General features: G+C 68.9%; 15 protein-coding genes and 1 pseudogene. 10 read left to right on the top strand and 6 right to left on the bottom strand.

From position 1 onward, the window contains the following. Window positions 1-327 precede the first annotated feature (327 nt). From J7E96_RS15335 to J7E96_RS15345, 3 genes are all read right to left on the bottom strand, one after another. Window positions 328-1,794: a catalase gene (locus J7E96_RS15335; protein WP_215131669.1), complete on the bottom strand. Its 1,467-nt coding sequence runs from the start codon at window positions 1,792-1,794 to the stop codon at window positions 328-330. Window positions 1,795-1,991: 197 nt separating this feature from the next. Beyond that, the gene (locus tag J7E96_RS15340; RefSeq protein ID WP_215131743.1) at window positions 1,992-2,891 is read right to left on the bottom strand and encodes a 2-hydroxy-3-oxopropionate reductase; all 900 of its coding nucleotides are present in this window, start codon (window positions 2,889-2,891) and stop codon (window positions 1,992-1,994) included. 46 nt (window positions 2,892-2,937) lie between these two features. Beyond that, window positions 2,938-3,759: a TIM barrel protein gene (locus J7E96_RS15345; RefSeq protein ID WP_215131675.1), complete on the bottom strand. Its 822-nt coding sequence runs from the start codon at window positions 3,757-3,759 to the stop codon at window positions 2,938-2,940. Window positions 3,760-3,878: 119 nt separating this feature from the next. Between J7E96_RS15345 and J7E96_RS15350 the strand changes: the two genes are divergently transcribed. From J7E96_RS15350 to J7E96_RS15380, 8 genes and pseudogenes are all read left to right on the top strand, one after another. After that, window positions 3,879-4,130 (top strand): hypothetical protein, encoded by a 252-nt coding sequence (locus tag J7E96_RS15350; RefSeq protein ID WP_214972516.1) that lies wholly within the window; start codon window positions 3,879-3,881, stop codon window positions 4,128-4,130. A gap of 20 nt (window positions 4,131-4,150) precedes the next feature. After that, a complete protein-coding gene (locus tag J7E96_RS15355; RefSeq protein ID WP_215131746.1) occupies window positions 4,151-4,528 on the top strand; it encodes a helix-turn-helix domain-containing protein in 378 nt (125 codons plus the stop codon). A 169-nt stretch (window positions 4,529-4,697) separates the two neighbouring features. Continuing rightward, window positions 4,698-5,204, top strand: a complete 507-nt coding sequence (gene uraD, locus J7E96_RS15360) for a 2-oxo-4-hydroxy-4-carboxy-5-ureidoimidazoline decarboxylase (RefSeq protein ID WP_215131680.1) — start codon at window positions 4,698-4,700, stop codon at window positions 5,202-5,204. A gap of 5 nt (window positions 5,205-5,209) precedes the next feature. Then, window positions 5,210-5,602 carry a hydroxyisourate hydrolase gene (gene uraH, locus J7E96_RS15365; RefSeq protein WP_215131685.1) on the top strand — a complete coding sequence of 131 codons (393 nt, stop codon included), beginning with the start codon at window positions 5,210-5,212 and terminating at the stop codon, window positions 5,600-5,602. A 7-nt stretch (window positions 5,603-5,609) separates the two neighbouring features. Beyond that, window positions 5,610-6,533: a factor-independent urate hydroxylase gene (gene pucL / locus J7E96_RS15370; protein WP_215131690.1), complete on the top strand. Its 924-nt coding sequence runs from the start codon at window positions 5,610-5,612 to the stop codon at window positions 6,531-6,533. A 294-nt stretch (window positions 6,534-6,827) separates the two neighbouring features. Then, window positions 6,828-6,995: pseudogene (locus J7E96_RS38815) on the top strand (purine permease); the annotation flags it as partial. A gap of 39 nt (window positions 6,996-7,034) precedes the next feature. Then, window positions 7,035-8,420: an 8-oxoguanine deaminase gene (locus J7E96_RS15375; protein ID WP_215131695.1), complete on the top strand. Its 1,386-nt coding sequence runs from the start codon at window positions 7,035-7,037 to the stop codon at window positions 8,418-8,420. A gap of 284 nt (window positions 8,421-8,704) precedes the next feature. After that, the gene (locus J7E96_RS15380; RefSeq protein WP_215131700.1) at window positions 8,705-10,159 is read left to right on the top strand and encodes a nucleobase:cation symporter-2 family protein; all 1,455 of its coding nucleotides are present in this window, start codon (window positions 8,705-8,707) and stop codon (window positions 10,157-10,159) included. A 126-nt stretch (window positions 10,160-10,285) separates the two neighbouring features. On the opposite strand, the gene J7E96_RS15385 is transcribed toward J7E96_RS15380, so the two are convergent. After that, complete coding sequence (locus tag J7E96_RS15385; protein WP_215131705.1) at window positions 10,286-11,152, bottom strand: hypothetical protein; 867 nt, start codon at window positions 11,150-11,152, stop codon at window positions 10,286-10,288. A 502-nt stretch (window positions 11,153-11,654) separates the two neighbouring features. Here J7E96_RS15385 and J7E96_RS15390 point away from each other — a divergent pair. Next, on the top strand, window positions 11,655-12,341 hold the full coding sequence (locus J7E96_RS15390) for an alpha/beta fold hydrolase (RefSeq protein WP_215131710.1): 687 nt from the start codon (window positions 11,655-11,657) through the stop codon (window positions 12,339-12,341). A 54-nt stretch (window positions 12,342-12,395) separates the two neighbouring features. Here the strand turns inward: J7E96_RS15390 and J7E96_RS15395 are convergent, their stop codons facing one another. Beyond that, window positions 12,396-13,109 carry a hypothetical protein gene (locus J7E96_RS15395; protein ID WP_215131715.1) on the bottom strand — a complete coding sequence of 238 codons (714 nt, stop codon included), beginning with the start codon at window positions 13,107-13,109 and terminating at the stop codon, window positions 12,396-12,398. A gap of 122 nt (window positions 13,110-13,231) precedes the next feature. Here J7E96_RS15395 and J7E96_RS15400 point away from each other — a divergent pair, with 122 nt between their 5' ends. Then, window positions 13,232-14,239: a fibronectin type III domain-containing protein gene (locus J7E96_RS15400; protein WP_215131721.1), complete on the top strand. Its 1,008-nt coding sequence runs from the start codon at window positions 13,232-13,234 to the stop codon at window positions 14,237-14,239. 41 nt (window positions 14,240-14,280) lie between these two features. On the opposite strand, the gene J7E96_RS15405 is transcribed toward J7E96_RS15400, so the two are convergent. After that, a complete protein-coding gene (locus J7E96_RS15405; protein WP_215131723.1) occupies window positions 14,281-14,520 on the bottom strand; it encodes a Trm112 family protein in 240 nt (79 codons plus the stop codon). Window positions 14,521-14,553 lie beyond the last annotated feature (33 nt).

Consider the following 14,553-nt stretch of genomic DNA (forward strand, 5'->3'; position numbering starts at 1 on the left):
GGTGCGTACGGGACCGTCCGTACGCACCCCGCGCCCTGGCAGGGAAACTGATGCCGCCCGACGGCACGAGACTGGCGCGACAGGACATTCGCGCCGTCGGGCGGAGCTGAAGGAGGAAGGGGTTCCGCGGCGGAGGACGATGAGCTTTCGGGCGCCCTCCCCTCAGGTCGAGGAGGACGTTCCTGGAGCCTTGACCACCGCACTGGCTCGCACGCCGCCGCGGCACCCATTCCGTCCGTAACGCCGGCCACCCCTCATACGGGCCGGCGGTACGGACTGCGCGATGGGCCTGACCTCCCGTCAGACCCGCCGCGCGGTCTTGGTGTCCTAGTCCTCGCGCAGGGCGCGGACCGCTTCCTCGACGCGCTTGCCGTACTCCGCGTCAGCGGCGTGGAAGTGCGCGAGGTTCTTCTCGATCACGTCGTCGCGGCTCACCTGCGAGAGGCCACCGGCGATGTTCGCGATCAGGCGGGACTTCTCCTCGTCCGACATCAGGCGGTAGAGTTCACCGGCCTGGAAGAAGTCGTCGTCCTTGACGTGGACGGCGGCGGCGTGCGTGCCGGTCCAGCCGGCCAGTGCCAGCGGGGCGGAGAGCGCCGCGTCCGTCTGCGCCGGACCGTCGTACGAGTTGGGCTCGTAGTTCTTGTCGTAGCGCGAGCCGTAGCGGGTCGCCATGGCGCCGTCCCGGCCGTAGTTGTCGGCACCGCCCCCAGGAACAGCCTTCGGGGCGTTCACCGGCAGCTGGGTGTGGTTCACACCGAGGCGGTAGCGGTGGGCGTCCGCGTAGGCGAAGAGCCGGCCCTGGAGCATCTTGTCGGGCGAGGGGCCGATGCCCGGAACGAAGTTGTTCGGGGAGAACGCGGCCTGCTCGACCTCGGCGAAGACGTTGTCCGGGTTCCGGTCGAGGACCAGCCGGCCGACCCGCTGGAGCGGGTAGTCCGCGTGCGGCCAGACCTTCGTCAGGTCGAACGGGTTGAAGCGGTAGTCCGGGGCTTCCGCCGCCGGCATGATCTGCACGTACAGCGTCCAGGACGGGTTCACACCGCGCTCGATGGCCTGGAGCAGGTCCGTCTGGTGCGAGTTCGCGTCCTTGCCGACGAGCTCGGCGGCCTGCTCGGACGACAGCGAGCGGATGCCCTGGTTCGTCTTGAAGTGGTACTTGACGAAGAAGGCCTCACCCTGGGCGTTCGTCCACTGGTACGTGTGCGAGCCGTAGCCGTTCATGTGGCGGTACGACGCGGGGATGCCGCGGTCGCCCATCAGCCAGGTGATCTGGTGCGTGGCCTCGGGGGCGTGCGCCCAGAAGTCCCAGACGTTGTCCGGCTCCTGCTTGCCCGTGAAGGGGTCGCGCTTCTGGGAGTGGATGAAGTCGGGGAACTTGATCGGGTCCTTGATGAAGAACACCGGGGTGTTGTTGCCGACGAGGTCGTAGTTGCCCTCTTCGGTGTAGAACTTCAGCGCGAAACCGCGCGGGTCGCGGACCGCGTCCGCGCCACCGAGGTTGTCCGCGACGGTGGAGAAGCGGATGAACGTCTCGGTCCGCTTGCCCACCTCGCCGAGGAAGTTCGCGCGGGTGAAGCCGGTGACGTCGTCCGTCACCTCGAAGTAGCCGTACGCACCCGAGCCACGGGCGTGGACGACGCGCTCCGGGATGCGCTCACGGTTGAAGCGGGCGAGCTTCTCCAGCAGGTGCTGGTCCTGGAGGAGGAGCGGGCCACCGACACCGGCGGAGGCGGAATTCTGGTTGTCGGCGACCGGGGCGCCGGACTCGGTCGTGAGCACACGCTTCGACATGGGGACCTTCCTGCGGAAATCTGCTGGCGGCGTGAGGAGCGTAAGTACGCACCGAGCGTGACGTCAACAGTTTGTTGAAGTTGAGGGTAGAGATCGGCGCGGACTGAAGTGAAAAAAAGATGAATCCGGGCGGCGGCGGCGCCTGGGCGCGACAGGACAGGTGTCAGCGCCGCCGCAGCCCGGAAATCAGGGGGTGGTCAGCTCTGGACGGGCTGACCGGAGAGGCGCTCCACCGCGCGCAGCAGGGCGGAGTGGTCAAGGCCACCGTCACCCTGGGCGCGCAGCGAGGCGACCAGCTGGGCGACGACCGCGCCGACGGGGAGAGCGGCACCGACATTGCGGGCGGCGTCGGTGACGATGCCCATGTCCTTGTGGTGCAGGTCGATCCGGAAGCCGGGGGCGAAGTCCCGGTTGAGGAAGTTGGCCTTCTTGCGGGTCAGGACGGTCGAGCCGGCCAGTCCGCCGTTCAGGACGTCAAGAGCGGCTTCGAGGTCGACGCCGGACTTCTCCAGGAAGACCACGGCCTCGGCGCACGCCTGGATGTTGACCGCGACGATCAGCTGGTTCGCGGCCTTCACCGTCTGGCCGGAGCCGTGCGGACCGCACAGGACGATGGTCTTGCCGAGCGCCTCGAGCACCGGCTTGGCGGCGTCGAAGTCCTCCTGCGAACCGCCGACCATGATCGACAGTACGGCCTCGATCGCGCCGGCCTCGCCGCCGGAGACCGGGGCGTCCAGGACGCGCAGGCCCTTCTCGGCGCCGGCCTTGCCCAGGTCGACGGAGGTCTGCGGGGTGATCGAGGACATGTCGATCAGGAGGGCGCCCTTCTTGGCGTTCTCCAGGATGCCGTCCTCGCCGTACGCGATCGCCTCGACCTGCGGGGAGGCGGGCACCATCGTGATGATGACGTCGGCGTCCTTGACGGCCTCGGCGATCGAGGACGCGCCCTTGCCGCCGGCGGCGACGAGGCGGTCGATCTTGGGCTGCTCAAGGGTGTAGCCGGTGACGTCGTAACCGGCCTTCAGCAGGTTCTCGGACATGGGGGAGCCCATGATGCCGAGGCCGATGAATCCGATCTTGGGAAGGTTGCTCATGATGGGTGCCTCTTTCAACACACGTGCTTCAACACACGCGAAAAAATGGTCAGTTCGAGAGCCAGTCGAAGGCTTCGGCGCTCGGGCGGTCGCCGGGCTTGTACTCCAGGCCGACCCAGCCGTCGTAACCGGCGTTCTTGAGCAGGTCGAGCAGCTCTTCCAGCGGCAGGTCTCCCGTGCCGGGGGCGCCGCGGCCGGGGTTGTCGGCGATCTGCACGTGGCCGGTCTTGGAGGCGTACTCCGCGATCACGTCGGGGAGGTTCTCGCCGTTCATCGACAGGTGGTAGATGTCGAGGAGGAACTTGGCGTTGCCGAGTCCGGTCGCCTCGTTCACCTTGTCGACGACCGCGATGCCGGCCGGTGCGCTCACCAGCGGGTAGCGCGGCGACTCCGGCTTGTTGAGGGTCTCGATCAGGAGGATCGCACCGACCCGGTCGGCGGCGCGGGCGGCCACCACCAGGTTCTCCAGGGCAAGCTTGTCCTGGGCATCCGGGTCGACGCCGTCCACGCGGTTGCCGTAGAGCGCGTTGAGCGCCTTGCAGCCGACCGAGGCGGCGAAGTCCGCCGCTACGTCGATGTTGGCGCGGAAGCGGTCCGACTCCTCGCCGGGCACGGAGAGTGCGCCGCGGTCCGGGCCGGGCAGCTGCCCGGCGTAGAAGTTCAGGCCGACCAGCTGGGTGCCGGCGTCGTCGAGCGCCTTCTTGAGGGCGTCGAGTTCTGCCTGGTCGGGGGTGGGGGTCTCGATCCAGGGCCACCACAGCTCGACCGCCTTGAAGCCTGCCGCGGCGGCGGCCGCCGGGCGCTCCAGGAGCGGGAGTTCCGTGAAGAGGATTGAGAGGTTCACATCGAAGCGCTGGTCCGTGTAGCCCATGAGGGTTTCGGCGCTCCTTCCGTATCGCGGAAGTTATTTTCTGCCTGATGGAATGTTGCATGGTGGCCCGGATACCTGTCAAGAGGGGCGGCCAGGTCCGCCAGTAACGTGGGGGCATGGTGCGATTGAGAGTGGAGTTCACGACCGAGCCCTTCGACCTCGACGAGGCGCCGGCGCACGCGCTGGCCGCCCGCGAGGTCATCCAGGTGGCCGAGCTGGACGCTGTGGATGTCGGCCCGTTCGGGAACACCGCCGAGGGCGGTGCGGACGCGGTGCTGACGGCGGTCGACGCGCTGCTGCGCAAGTCATTGGCCGCGGGTGCCACGCGGGTCTCGTTGCAGGTCAACGTGATCGGGGAGGGCGAGAAGTGACGGATCTCAGCGGTACGGACATCGGCGCGCCGGACGACCACCCCCTCGTCATCGCGGTGAAGCCGCTGGTCGACGCGATGGGCGGGGAAATCATGGTGCCGGAGCGGGCGGGCAGCGACGATGTGGTGCTGACCTGGGAGGGCCGGGACGTCGTCGCCGTACGGCTTCCGCAGCTTTCCGACTCCCTCGATCACATCCTGGCCGCGCTGGAGCGCCGGCACGGGATGCCGCTGGCGGAGCTCGACCGTAAGGAGAAGCAGTCGGTCGTACGGATCCTGGAGGCGCGCGGGGCCTTCTCCGTACGGCACGGGGTGGAGACGGTGGCGAGCGCCCTGGGGGTCAGCCGCTTCACCGTCTACAACTACCTGAACAGGGAAAACGGCTCGAAGAGCGAGTAGCGGGGTGTCCAGTAAGTGGGCATATTTGATCGATCATTCGTCGAGGCCGCCGTCCCCGCAACGGGTCGGCGGCTTTTGCGTTCGCAAGATTTCAACAAAGTGTTGACGCGATGTTCTTGAGGGCGTTAGCTATGCGCAGCCCGTCCAGCACAAGGCCACGGAGGCTCCCGTGACTTCAGGTTCGACGCCGGGCCTCGCCCGGTTCAATACCTCGGCGGACAGCGAGGCCTCGGCCACGCTCCACGAGGTATGCGCCAGCTCGGCGTGGGGGAGCAAACTGCTCGCCCAGCGCCCGTACGCCAATGCGGAAGCCCTCTTCCTCGCCAGTGACGCCGCCATGGCCGAACTGACCGCGGAGGACCTGGCCGAAGCGATGGCGGGCCACCCGCCGATCGGCCGGCCCAAGCCCGGGGACCCGACCTCCTCCCGCGAGCAGCGGGGAATGGCCGGAGCGTCCGAGGAACTGAAAGCCGAGATGCTCGAACTGAACCTGGCCTACCAGGAGAAGTTCGGACATGTCTTTCTGATCTGCGCCACCGGTGCGACCGGTGAGCAGATGCGTGACGCGATGCGGGACCGGATCGGCAACACCGCCGAGGCGGAGCGCGAGATCGTGCGCACCGAACTCGGGAAGATCAACCGAATCCGGCTGACCCGTCTCGTAGAAGAGGACTGAGCACTATGAGCACCGCGACCACCGCTTCGGTGTCCACGCACATCCTGGACACCAGCATCGGACGCCCCGCCGAGGGTGTCGCCATCTCGCTCACGGCCCGCAGTGGCAGTGACGCCGAGTGGGTGGCACTCGGCGGATCCGCGACCGACGCGGACGGGCGCTGCAAGGACCTGCCGGCCCTGCCGGAAGGCACGACCCACGTACGTCTCGACTTCGAGACCGAGGCGTACTTCGCCAGCAAGAAGCAAGCCGAGGCACAGCAGGACGCCCCCCGCGTAAGGGACAGCGGCGCGTTCTTCCCGGAGGTGGCGATCACGTTCGCCGTCGTGCCGGGCGAACACTTCCACGTACCGCTGCTGCTCAACCCGTTCGGCTACTCCGTATACCGAGGGAGCTAGCACCGACATGCCCACGATTCTCGGCCAGAACCAGTACGGCAAAGCAGAGAACCGCGTCGTCAAGATCACGCGGGACGGCGACACCCACCACATCAAGGACCTGAACGTCTCCGTCGCCCTCTCCGGCGACATGGACGACGTGCACTACTCCGGCTCGAACGCCAACGTCCTGCCGACGGACACCACCAAGAACACGGTGTACGCGTTCGCCAAGGAGTACGGCATCGAGTCCGCCGAGCAGTTCGGCATCCACCTCGCCCGCCACTTCGTGACGTCGCAGGAGCCGATCCAGCGCGCCCGGATCCGGATCGAGGAGTACGCCTGGGATCGCATCGCGACCTCGGACAACAACTCCAAGTTCATCGGCTCCGACGAGGTCAACCACTCCTTCGTCCGCCAGGGCCAGGAGCTGCGCACCACGCAGATCACCTACGACGGTGAGAAGTGGGAGGTCATCTCCGGCCTCAAGGACCTCACGGTCATGAACTCCACGAACTCGGAGTTCTGGGGCTACGTCAAGGACCGGTACACGACGCTCAAGGAGGCGTACGACCGCATCCTGTGCACCGATGTCTCCGCCGCCTGGCGCTACAACTGGACCAGCGACGAAGACCGGATGCCGAACTGGGAGAAGTCGTACGCCCAGGCCAAGAAGCACATCCTCCAGGCCTTCGCCGAGACGTACTCCCTCTCGCTCCAGCAGACCCTGTACCAGATGGGTTCGCGCGTCATCAACAGCCGGAGCGAGATCGACGAGATCCGCTTCTCGCTGCCGAACAACCACCACTTCCTGGTCGACCTCGAGCCCTTCGGGCTGAAGAACGACAACGAGGTCTACTTCGCCGCCGACCGCCCGTACGGCCTGATCGAGGCCACCATCCTGCGGGACGGCGTCGAGCCGCACATCCCGGTCGACATGACCAACCTCTGACGCGGAACCGGTACGCCCCCGCTCGCCCGAAGCAGCACCAGTAGGGCGGGGGCGTACCGGACCGGAGGGAAGCTCCATGGCAACGCCTGCATACCGGGTCGGCAACGGCCCTGTGTCCACGCCGCTTTCCGCCCTGACATACGCGGGCGTCGTCACCGTCCCTGGGCGCCGGGCACGAGCGCGCTCCTGCCCGGTGGGTCGTCCTGCCTGTTCGCACAGTCGCCTGCGCCGCCGTTCCGCCTTCAGCCGCCGCCGGGGGTTCTCCCCCCGGCAGACACGGCTGCCCGCCGCGCGCCCCTCGTGGGCCCCGTCTTCGGCGGCTTCCCTGCCGGCGCCTTCGCGCACACAGACCTTGCCCGGCTCCGGATCAGTGCCGGAGCACTGGCAGCGGTCCTGCTCAACCTGTTCTTTCACCGTCTCGGCACCCGGAGCCACGCGGCTGCGGCACTCAAATCCTCCTAGGGTCCTGCCGTGCCCACATCACTGAGAGAAGGACGCACCATGGCAGCACAGGCAGCCGCGCGCACCATCATCGAGAACTGTGCCATCGCAACGGTCGACGCCAACGACACCGAGTACGCCTCGGGGTACGTCGTGGTGGCCGGCAACCGCATCGAGTCGATCGGCGCGGGCAAGGCCCCCGAGGGCCTGGAGAACGTCGTACGCCGCATCGACGGCACCGGCCACCTGGTCACCCCCGGCCTGGTCAACACGCACCACCACTTCTACCAGTGGATCACGCGAGGCCTGGCCACCGACCACAACCTCTTCAACTGGCTCGTCGCCCTCTACCCGACCTGGGCGCGCATCGACGAGCGCATGGTGAAGGCGGCGGCGCAGGGCTCGCTGGCCATGATGGCCCGCGGCGGTGTCACCACCGCGATGGACCACCACTACGTCTTCCCGAAGGGCTCGGGCGACCTGTCCGGCGCCGTCATCGGGGCCGCCTCCGACATGGGCGTACGGTTCACCCTCGCCCGCGGCTCCATGGACCGCAGCGAGAAGGACGGCGGCCTGCCGCCGGACTTCGCCGTCGAGACGCTCGAAGGCGCGCTCGCCGCGACCGAGGAGACCGTCAAGAAGCACCACGACGCCTCCTTCGACGCGATGACGCAGGTGGCCGTCGCCCCCTGCTCGCCGTTCTCGGTCTCCACCGAACTGATGAAGCAGGGCGCCGAACTGGCCCGCCGCCTGGGCGTACGCCTGCACACCCACGGCAGCGAGACGGTCGAGGAGGAGCAGTTCTGCAAGGAACTGTTCGGCATGGGCCCGACCGACTACTTCGAGTCGACCGGCTGGCTCGGCAGCGACGTGTGGATGGCCCACTGCGTCCACATGAACGACTCCGACATCGCCGCCTTCGCCCGTACGGGCACGGGCGTCGCCCACTGCCCGTCCTCCAACGCCCGCCTCGCGGCAGGCATCGCCCGGGTCCCCGACATGCTGAAGGCCGGCGTCCCGGTCGGTCTCGGCGTCGACGGTACGGCGTCCAACGAGTCGGGCGAGCTGCACACCGAGCTGCGCAACGCCCTGCTGATCAACCGCCTCGGCGCCCACCGCGAGAACGCGCTCAACGCCCGCCAGGCGCTGCGCCTCGGAACGTACGGCGGAGCCCAGGTGCTCGGCCGCGCCGACCAGATCGGTTCGCTGGAGGCCGGCAAGCTCGCCGACCTGGTGATGTGGAAGATCGACGGCCTCGGCCACTCCACCATCGCCGACCCGGTCACCGCCATCGTCTTCGGCGCGGCGGCCCCGGTCACCCTGTCGCTCGTCAACGGCAAGCCCGTCGTCGAGGACAACCACCTGATCACGGTGGACGAGGACGCCATCGCCCGCGACGCGCGGGCCGAGGCGCAGCGGCTCGCGCGGATCGTCGCGCAGGGCTGACCGTCCCCCACGGAAGTCCGGCTGAGGGGGACGGCCCTCGGCCGGCGGCCGCGGACCCGAGCGGGGTCCACGGCAGCTGTGCCCGGGGGCGCGCGCCCAAGTGCGAGCGCCCCCGGGGACGGTGACAAACCTCCCCGGCCCGGCATCACCACAGGCCCCACAGCTACGCCCCCCGACACCCCCCACGCGTCATGCAATCTGCACCACCTGCTTCAACGCTCCACTCCGCACCACCTCCCTGACATCCACGTCCCCGTTGCGTGTAACCGACCGGAGGAACCGCCGTGGCCGCCAAGCCCAGGTTTCGCAAAGATGCATCCGCCGAATCCGCCCCCGCCGAGTCCGGATCCACGTCAGGATCCCCCTCCGGCCCCGACCCGAAGCATCCGGTCGATGAAAAGCTGCCGCCCGGCAAGATGTTCACCAGCGGTCTCCAGCACGTGGCCGCGATGTACGCCGGTGTGGTCGCCCCGCCCATGATCGTCGGCCCCGCGGTGGGGCTCGACGCCACGGAGACGGCCTTCCTCATGGGGGCCAGCCTCTTCACCGCCGGCATAGCGACCCTCCTCCAGACCCTCGGGTTCTGGAAGATCGGCGCCAAGCTCCCCTTCGTCAACGGCGTCTCGTTCGCCGGAGTGACCCCGATGATCGCCATCGGCAAGGGTGAGGGCGACAACGCGATACCGATCATCTTCGGCGCGATCATCGTCGCCGGTGTACTGGGCTTCTTCGCCGCCCCGTACTTCTGCAAACTCGTCCGCTTCTTCCCGCCCGTCGTCACCGGCACCGTGATCACCCTGATCGGTGTCTCCCTGCTGCCGGTCGCCTTCAACTGGTCCCAGGGCGGTAATCCCCACGCCGGCGACTACGGCTCGATGACCAACATCGGCATGGCCGCCCTGACCTTGCTGATCGTCCTCGCCCTGCGGAAGCTGCTGCGCGGCTTCCTCCAGCAGATCGCGATCCTCCTCGGTCTCGTCGCGGGCACACTCATCGCCATCCCGGTGGGCATCACCAACTTCGAGGCCATCAAGAACGCCGACCTGGTGGGCTTCCCGACCCCCTTCCACTTCGGCGCCCCGCAGTTCGAGATCGCGGCGATCATCTCCATGTGCATCGTGATGCTGGTGTGCATGACCGAATCGACCGCCGACATGCTCGCCCTCGGCAAGATCGTCGGCCGCCCGGCCGACGAGAAGACCATCGAGGGCGGCCTGCGCGCCGACACCCTCGGCAGCGCGATCAGCCCGCTCTTCAACGGCTTCATGTGCAGCGCCTTCGCGCAGAACATCGGCCTGGTCGCGATGACGAAGGTCCGCAGCCGGTTCGTCGTCGCCGTCGGCGGCGGCATCCTGATCCTGCTCGGCCTGTGCCCGGTGCTGGCCTCCGTGATCGCGCTCGTACCGCTGCCGGTACTCGGCGGCGCCGGAATCGTGCTCTTCGGTACGGTCGCGGCGAGCGGCATCCAGACCCTCGCCACGGCCGCGCTGGAGAAGGGCGAGAACGCCCTGATCGTCGCCGCCGCCCTCGGTATCGGCCTCATCCCGATCGCGGCGCCGACCTTCTACCACGCCTTCCCCGAGGACCTGCTGGTGGTGCTCGACTCGGGCATCAGCACCGGGTGTGTGGTGGCGATCGTGCTCAACCTGGCCTTCAACCACCTGGGCAAGAAGGACAGCCAGGACGAGAACGCCACTCAGCCGGAGATCCCGGACCAGATCCCGGCGACCGCCCACTGACGCTGACACTGACGCACGCACGACGTGTGGCGCGTACGGCCCTTACCGGTGCCGTACGCGCCACACGTCGTTGTTTCGCTGCGTTTCGTCCCGACAACTCCGCGCGGCTGGTCCCGCCACCGCTGCTCACCGTTTATGGACGGCATCACCCACGGGTGTCTCGGTACTGCCCGCCGGTGCCCCGATGGTGACCGACTCGATGAGCGCCTTCACCGCGCCGATGCCGGAGACAGGGGCGTACACCGCCTCGCCCGTCGCGTTCAGACCGAAAGCGGCGGGAAGCCCCAACCCGTCCAGGAAGTCGGGGAGTTGTTCGTCCTCGCCCAGGACGGTCGTGGTGACCGCCTGCCGGCGCGCGGGCTCCATGGCGTCCAGGATCTGATGCAGCGACTTGCAGGACGGACAGGCGACGGAGGTGTAGAGCAGCACCTCGTGCACCCGTTCCGTGGGGTCGGTGGCCGCGTCGTCGCTCTGCCCTGTCAGCAGGCCACCGCCCGGTCGCCCGAGCGGGCCGCCCAGCACCAGCCCCCGCTGGTCGGCGACCAGCAGAACCGCGAGCGTGACGGCTGAGGCGGCCACACAGACAACCGCCCGCAGTCCGCCCTGCGTCGTGCCGGGACCGGCGGCGAGCGCCGCCAGGGAAGCGGCTGCCCCAGCCGACGTGCAGGCCAGATGGAGTGGGCCTACGGTGGACCGCGCGGCTCCGCCGAAGCAGGCGCAGGTCTGCCCGCGCAGCGTGTAGGCCACCACGGTCAGGCAGGCGTAGACGGCCAGGGCGAGCAGCGCCGCCGGGCGGCCGGGAAGGGCCACGGCGGTGGCGGCCGCGCCGAGTTCGGCTCCGCCGGCCAGCCTCGGTCCGAACGGGGCGGGAGGCCACCACCGCCCGGTCGGCCAGTTCGTACTGTCCTCGGGGGTGAGCATTTTGGCCGCTCCCGCTACCAGCAGCGGGGCGGCCGCAGCGGCCACGACGGCATCAGGCCATGCACTGAACATGGTTCACCCTTCTTGCTCTGCGGTGGGGGACACGGTGGACGTGCTCACCACCGCTTCCCCGCACTGCACCCACGCGTAGAAACCCGGGGGCACGTCCCGGACGGCGGATCCTGGGCGCGTGCGCGCGCGGCCAGTTGTCGAGGCGGTACGAACCGTCCTCGCCCTTGACGGATTCCACGAACCGGCGCGCGCCGCGCGCCGCTTTCACCAGCAACAAGAAAGGCCCTCCCCGAGCACAGTGACAAGCAGGGGACAAGCGGTGGGACAAGGAAATGGTGGAATGCTTTCCTCGTGCGCGGCGGTGGCCGCCCACGATGTCGGTCGTCACTAAAAGTATCGTCACCTGTACTTACCGTCACCGGGCGTGCGGAAGCCCGGGCTCCGGCGCGAAGTGCGCTGCTCACGCTCTTGTGCGGTCACCGGGCTCGCGTGTAGGCGGGGCGGTGTGCCGTGCGTGCGGTCGCGGTCGGAGTGTCCCGCCCCGGCCTGTAGCGTCGGGGGCATGGGTGAGCACTCTGTAGTAGATGTCGGCGACGTGCGACTGGCCTATCGGACCTGGGGCGATTCGTATGGGGCGCCGGTCGTGCTCCTGCACGGACTCGGTTCGTCGTCGGCGAGCTGGGAAGAGGCCGGGGAGGCGCTCGGCGAGGAATGGCGGGTCTACGCCATCGACCTGCGCGGGCACGGTGAGAGCGACTGGCCCGACGAGTACTCCGTCGAGCTCATGCGGGACGACGTGCTGGGCTTCCTCGACGAGCTGGAGCTGGACCGGGTCGGCGTCGTCGGCCACGGCATGGGCGGGATCGTCGCCCGCCTGCTGGCGCAGGACAACTCGGACCGTGTGGAGCGGCTCGTCCTGGAGGAGACCCCGCCGCCGTTCCCCGGCGCCATCGAGGCTCCGGCGGTACGCCCCGACGCGCCGCTGGACTACGACTGGCCCGTCGTACCGGCCATTACGAGCCAGATCGCCGACCCCGACCCGGACTGGGCCGAGAGCCTCGGCGAGATCGTCGCGCCGACCATGATCATCACTGGCGGCCCGGACAGCTCCATGCCGCAGGACCGGATGCCGGACATGGCCGCGCTCATCCCCGACTGCCGGCTGATCACCATCCCGGCCGGTCATTACGTCCATGAGGAGCGCCCGCGCCCGTTCGCGCACGAGGTCACGGAGTTCATGACCAGCTGATCCGGCTGCCGCCGGCGCCGAGGTCTCCGCTGGTGTACCGCAGTCCCTGTTCTTCTAGCGGTGGTACCAGTCCGTGCTGTCGCTGATGGCGATCGAGACGTACGTCTGATGGATCGCCACCAGGGACGCCACCATCCTGGGGTCCCAGTGGTCCTGTATGACGCGGTAGTCGCCCGCCAGGCCCCGGAAGGACATCACGGCCCGGCCGGCGCCGTCACGCCAGACGATGCGGCGCGGGGTCGTGACCGGGTCCTGGGCGAGGCCGCTGAAGGCGGCGACGACCAGTGCGATGTTGACGGGCAGGAGCACCGTCCACCACAGGGCCCACCACATCAGGCGGCCGGCCGAGCCGCGCACCGGCGGTGTGCCCGACTGCTCCATGGTCCAGTGCGAACGGCCGATGCGGAAGATCCGCCCGCGCCGCAGTGAGATGCGGCCGATCAGTTCGCCGTCGGGGTCCAGTACCCGGTAGACGAAGCGCGGGCCGCCGAATCCGAAGCCGGTGCCGTGTTCCGTCGTCACGGTGGCGAGGACCTCGCGGCACTGCTCGTCGCCGTACAGGAGGATTTCCCGGGCGCCGGGGAGGTACGTGTTGGGGCCGCCGGAGGCGGTATTGCGCAGCAGGTAGGCCACGGGGCGCGGGCCGTCCTGCGACTTGCCGTCGTCGGCCGTGACCATGATCGGTGAGCCCGGCTTGTGGGTGATGGATTTGTCGCGGCCGCGCGCAGTGTGGCTGCGGGGGTCGAGCATTCTGTACGTGATCGCCATTCAGGCGGCCCCCTATTTCCTGATCCGGTCCGTTCTGGGGCGTCAGCCTAGTAGTGGGTCGCGCGCGCACTCTTGCCGGGCATCGCCGCACATGGCATACAGGTCTGGACCATTGCCCTCCAATGAAGGGTCTGACCGTGCAACGCCCCACCGTATGCGCTGTGTTGGCCTGCTCTGCGTTGTTCTTTGTGGCGGCGACCGCCTGTTCCGCGACCGAACCGGAACGGGACACCGAGAAGCCCTCCAGGCCGGGCGGGGTGACGGCTCAGGCGGGCAGTGCCACCTCGGTCCACGTGATGTGGGACCGGTCGACGGACAACAAGGCGGTCACCGGCTACGAGGTGTACGAGAAGGGCGCCAAGGTCAAAACCGTGACGGGGGCGCGGCACATGACCGACGTCGACCGGCTCACTCCCGCCACCGCGTACACCTTCACCGTCCGCGCCCGTGACGCCGCGGGCAATCTGTCCGCCCCCGGCGGAGCCGTCCCCGTCAGGACCCCCGCCCTCGCGCCGGACGACCGGAAGCCACCGTCCGCGCCGGTGAGGCTGCGGGGGCGCGTCGAGGGGACCGGTGCGGTGAGCCTGTCCTGGGGGCGGGTCGCCGACGACACCGGCGTCACGTCGTACGACATCTACCAGGAGGACTCCCGTATCCACAGCGTGCGCGGCTCCGGCACTTCGGCCCGGATCACGGGGTTGCGGCCCGGAACCGTATACACCTTCACCGTCCGCGCGCGCGACGCCGCCGACAACTCGTCGGGGGACAGCAACGCCCTCGACCTGACTACTGCTTCGGGGCGTGATGACGGTCCGTCCACCGCGCCGCGGGGACTGAAGGCGACGGCTCGTACGAAGGCGGGCGTACGCGGGATCGAGCTCCGGTGGACGCCTCCGCGTGTCGCGGGTGCGGGCGGTGGGCCGGGTGTCGTGCGTGAGCATCAGCTGTTTCTCAACGGGGAGCCGGCCACGACGATCGTGTGGGGCGCGACCCCGCCGGCCGGCACGGCGACGTACCACTTCACGGTCGGCGAGCCGCCCGGCACCCGCTACAGCATCAAGCTCCGCGCGAAGCTGCCGGACGGGAAGTGGGGCGACTTCTCGGCGCAGCGGACTGTGGTGACGCGTTGATCCCCTCTCGGCCAAGGCGCCCGGCGCGACGAGCTCTTTGCTCATTCGTGTGCTTGCCGAGATTCCGTTTCCGCCGCGTGGCTGAGCGTCATGAGGCGGTTGTGCTCGGCCTCCGGGACCTGTTCGCCCGAGGCGGGCAGCAGCTGGGGGATGCCGTCGACGATCGGGTAGCGGCGGCGCAGGCGCGGGTTGTAGAGCGCGTCCTCCGGTGCGAGGAGGGTGAGCGGGCCCTTGTCGAGCGGGCAGGCCAGGATCTTCAGCAGGGGGTCATCTGGGGTCATGGCTCAACTCCGGGGAGGGGGTGGGAGTGGGGG

This window comes from Streptomyces sp. ISL-96, from assembly GCF_018614035.1.
Lineage (GTDB): Bacteria > Actinomycetota > Actinomycetes > Streptomycetales > Streptomycetaceae > Streptomyces.

What these genes read in the sequence shown, in the direction of transcription:
- J7E96_RS15335 (WP_215131669.1), bottom strand. Translation starts at nt 1,794, where the DNA reads ATGTCGAAGCGTGTGCTCACGACCGAGTCCGGCGCCCCGGTCGCCGAC.
- J7E96_RS15345 (WP_215131675.1), bottom strand. Translation starts at nt 3,759, where the DNA reads ATGGGCTACACGGACCAGCGCTTCGATGTGAACCTCTCAATCCTCTTC.
- uraH (WP_215131685.1), top strand. Translation starts at nt 5,210, where the DNA reads ATGAGCACCGCGACCACCGCTTCGGTGTCCACGCACATCCTGGACACC.
- pucL (WP_215131690.1), top strand. Translation starts at nt 5,610, where the DNA reads ATGCCCACGATTCTCGGCCAGAACCAGTACGGCAAAGCAGAGAACCGC.
- J7E96_RS15375 (WP_215131695.1), top strand. Translation starts at nt 7,035, where the DNA reads ATGGCAGCACAGGCAGCCGCGCGCACCATCATCGAGAACTGTGCCATC.
- J7E96_RS15385 (WP_215131705.1), bottom strand. Translation starts at nt 11,152, where the DNA reads ATGTTCAGTGCATGGCCTGATGCCGTCGTGGCCGCTGCGGCCGCCCCG.
- J7E96_RS15390 (WP_215131710.1), top strand. Translation starts at nt 11,655, where the DNA reads ATGGGTGAGCACTCTGTAGTAGATGTCGGCGACGTGCGACTGGCCTAT.
- J7E96_RS15395 (WP_215131715.1), bottom strand. Translation starts at nt 13,109, where the DNA reads ATGGCGATCACGTACAGAATGCTCGACCCCCGCAGCCACACTGCGCGC.
- J7E96_RS15400 (WP_215131721.1), top strand. Translation starts at nt 13,232, where the DNA reads ATGAAGGGTCTGACCGTGCAACGCCCCACCGTATGCGCTGTGTTGGCC.
- J7E96_RS15405 (WP_215131723.1), bottom strand. Translation starts at nt 14,520, where the DNA reads ATGACCCCAGATGACCCCCTGCTGAAGATCCTGGCCTGCCCGCTCGAC.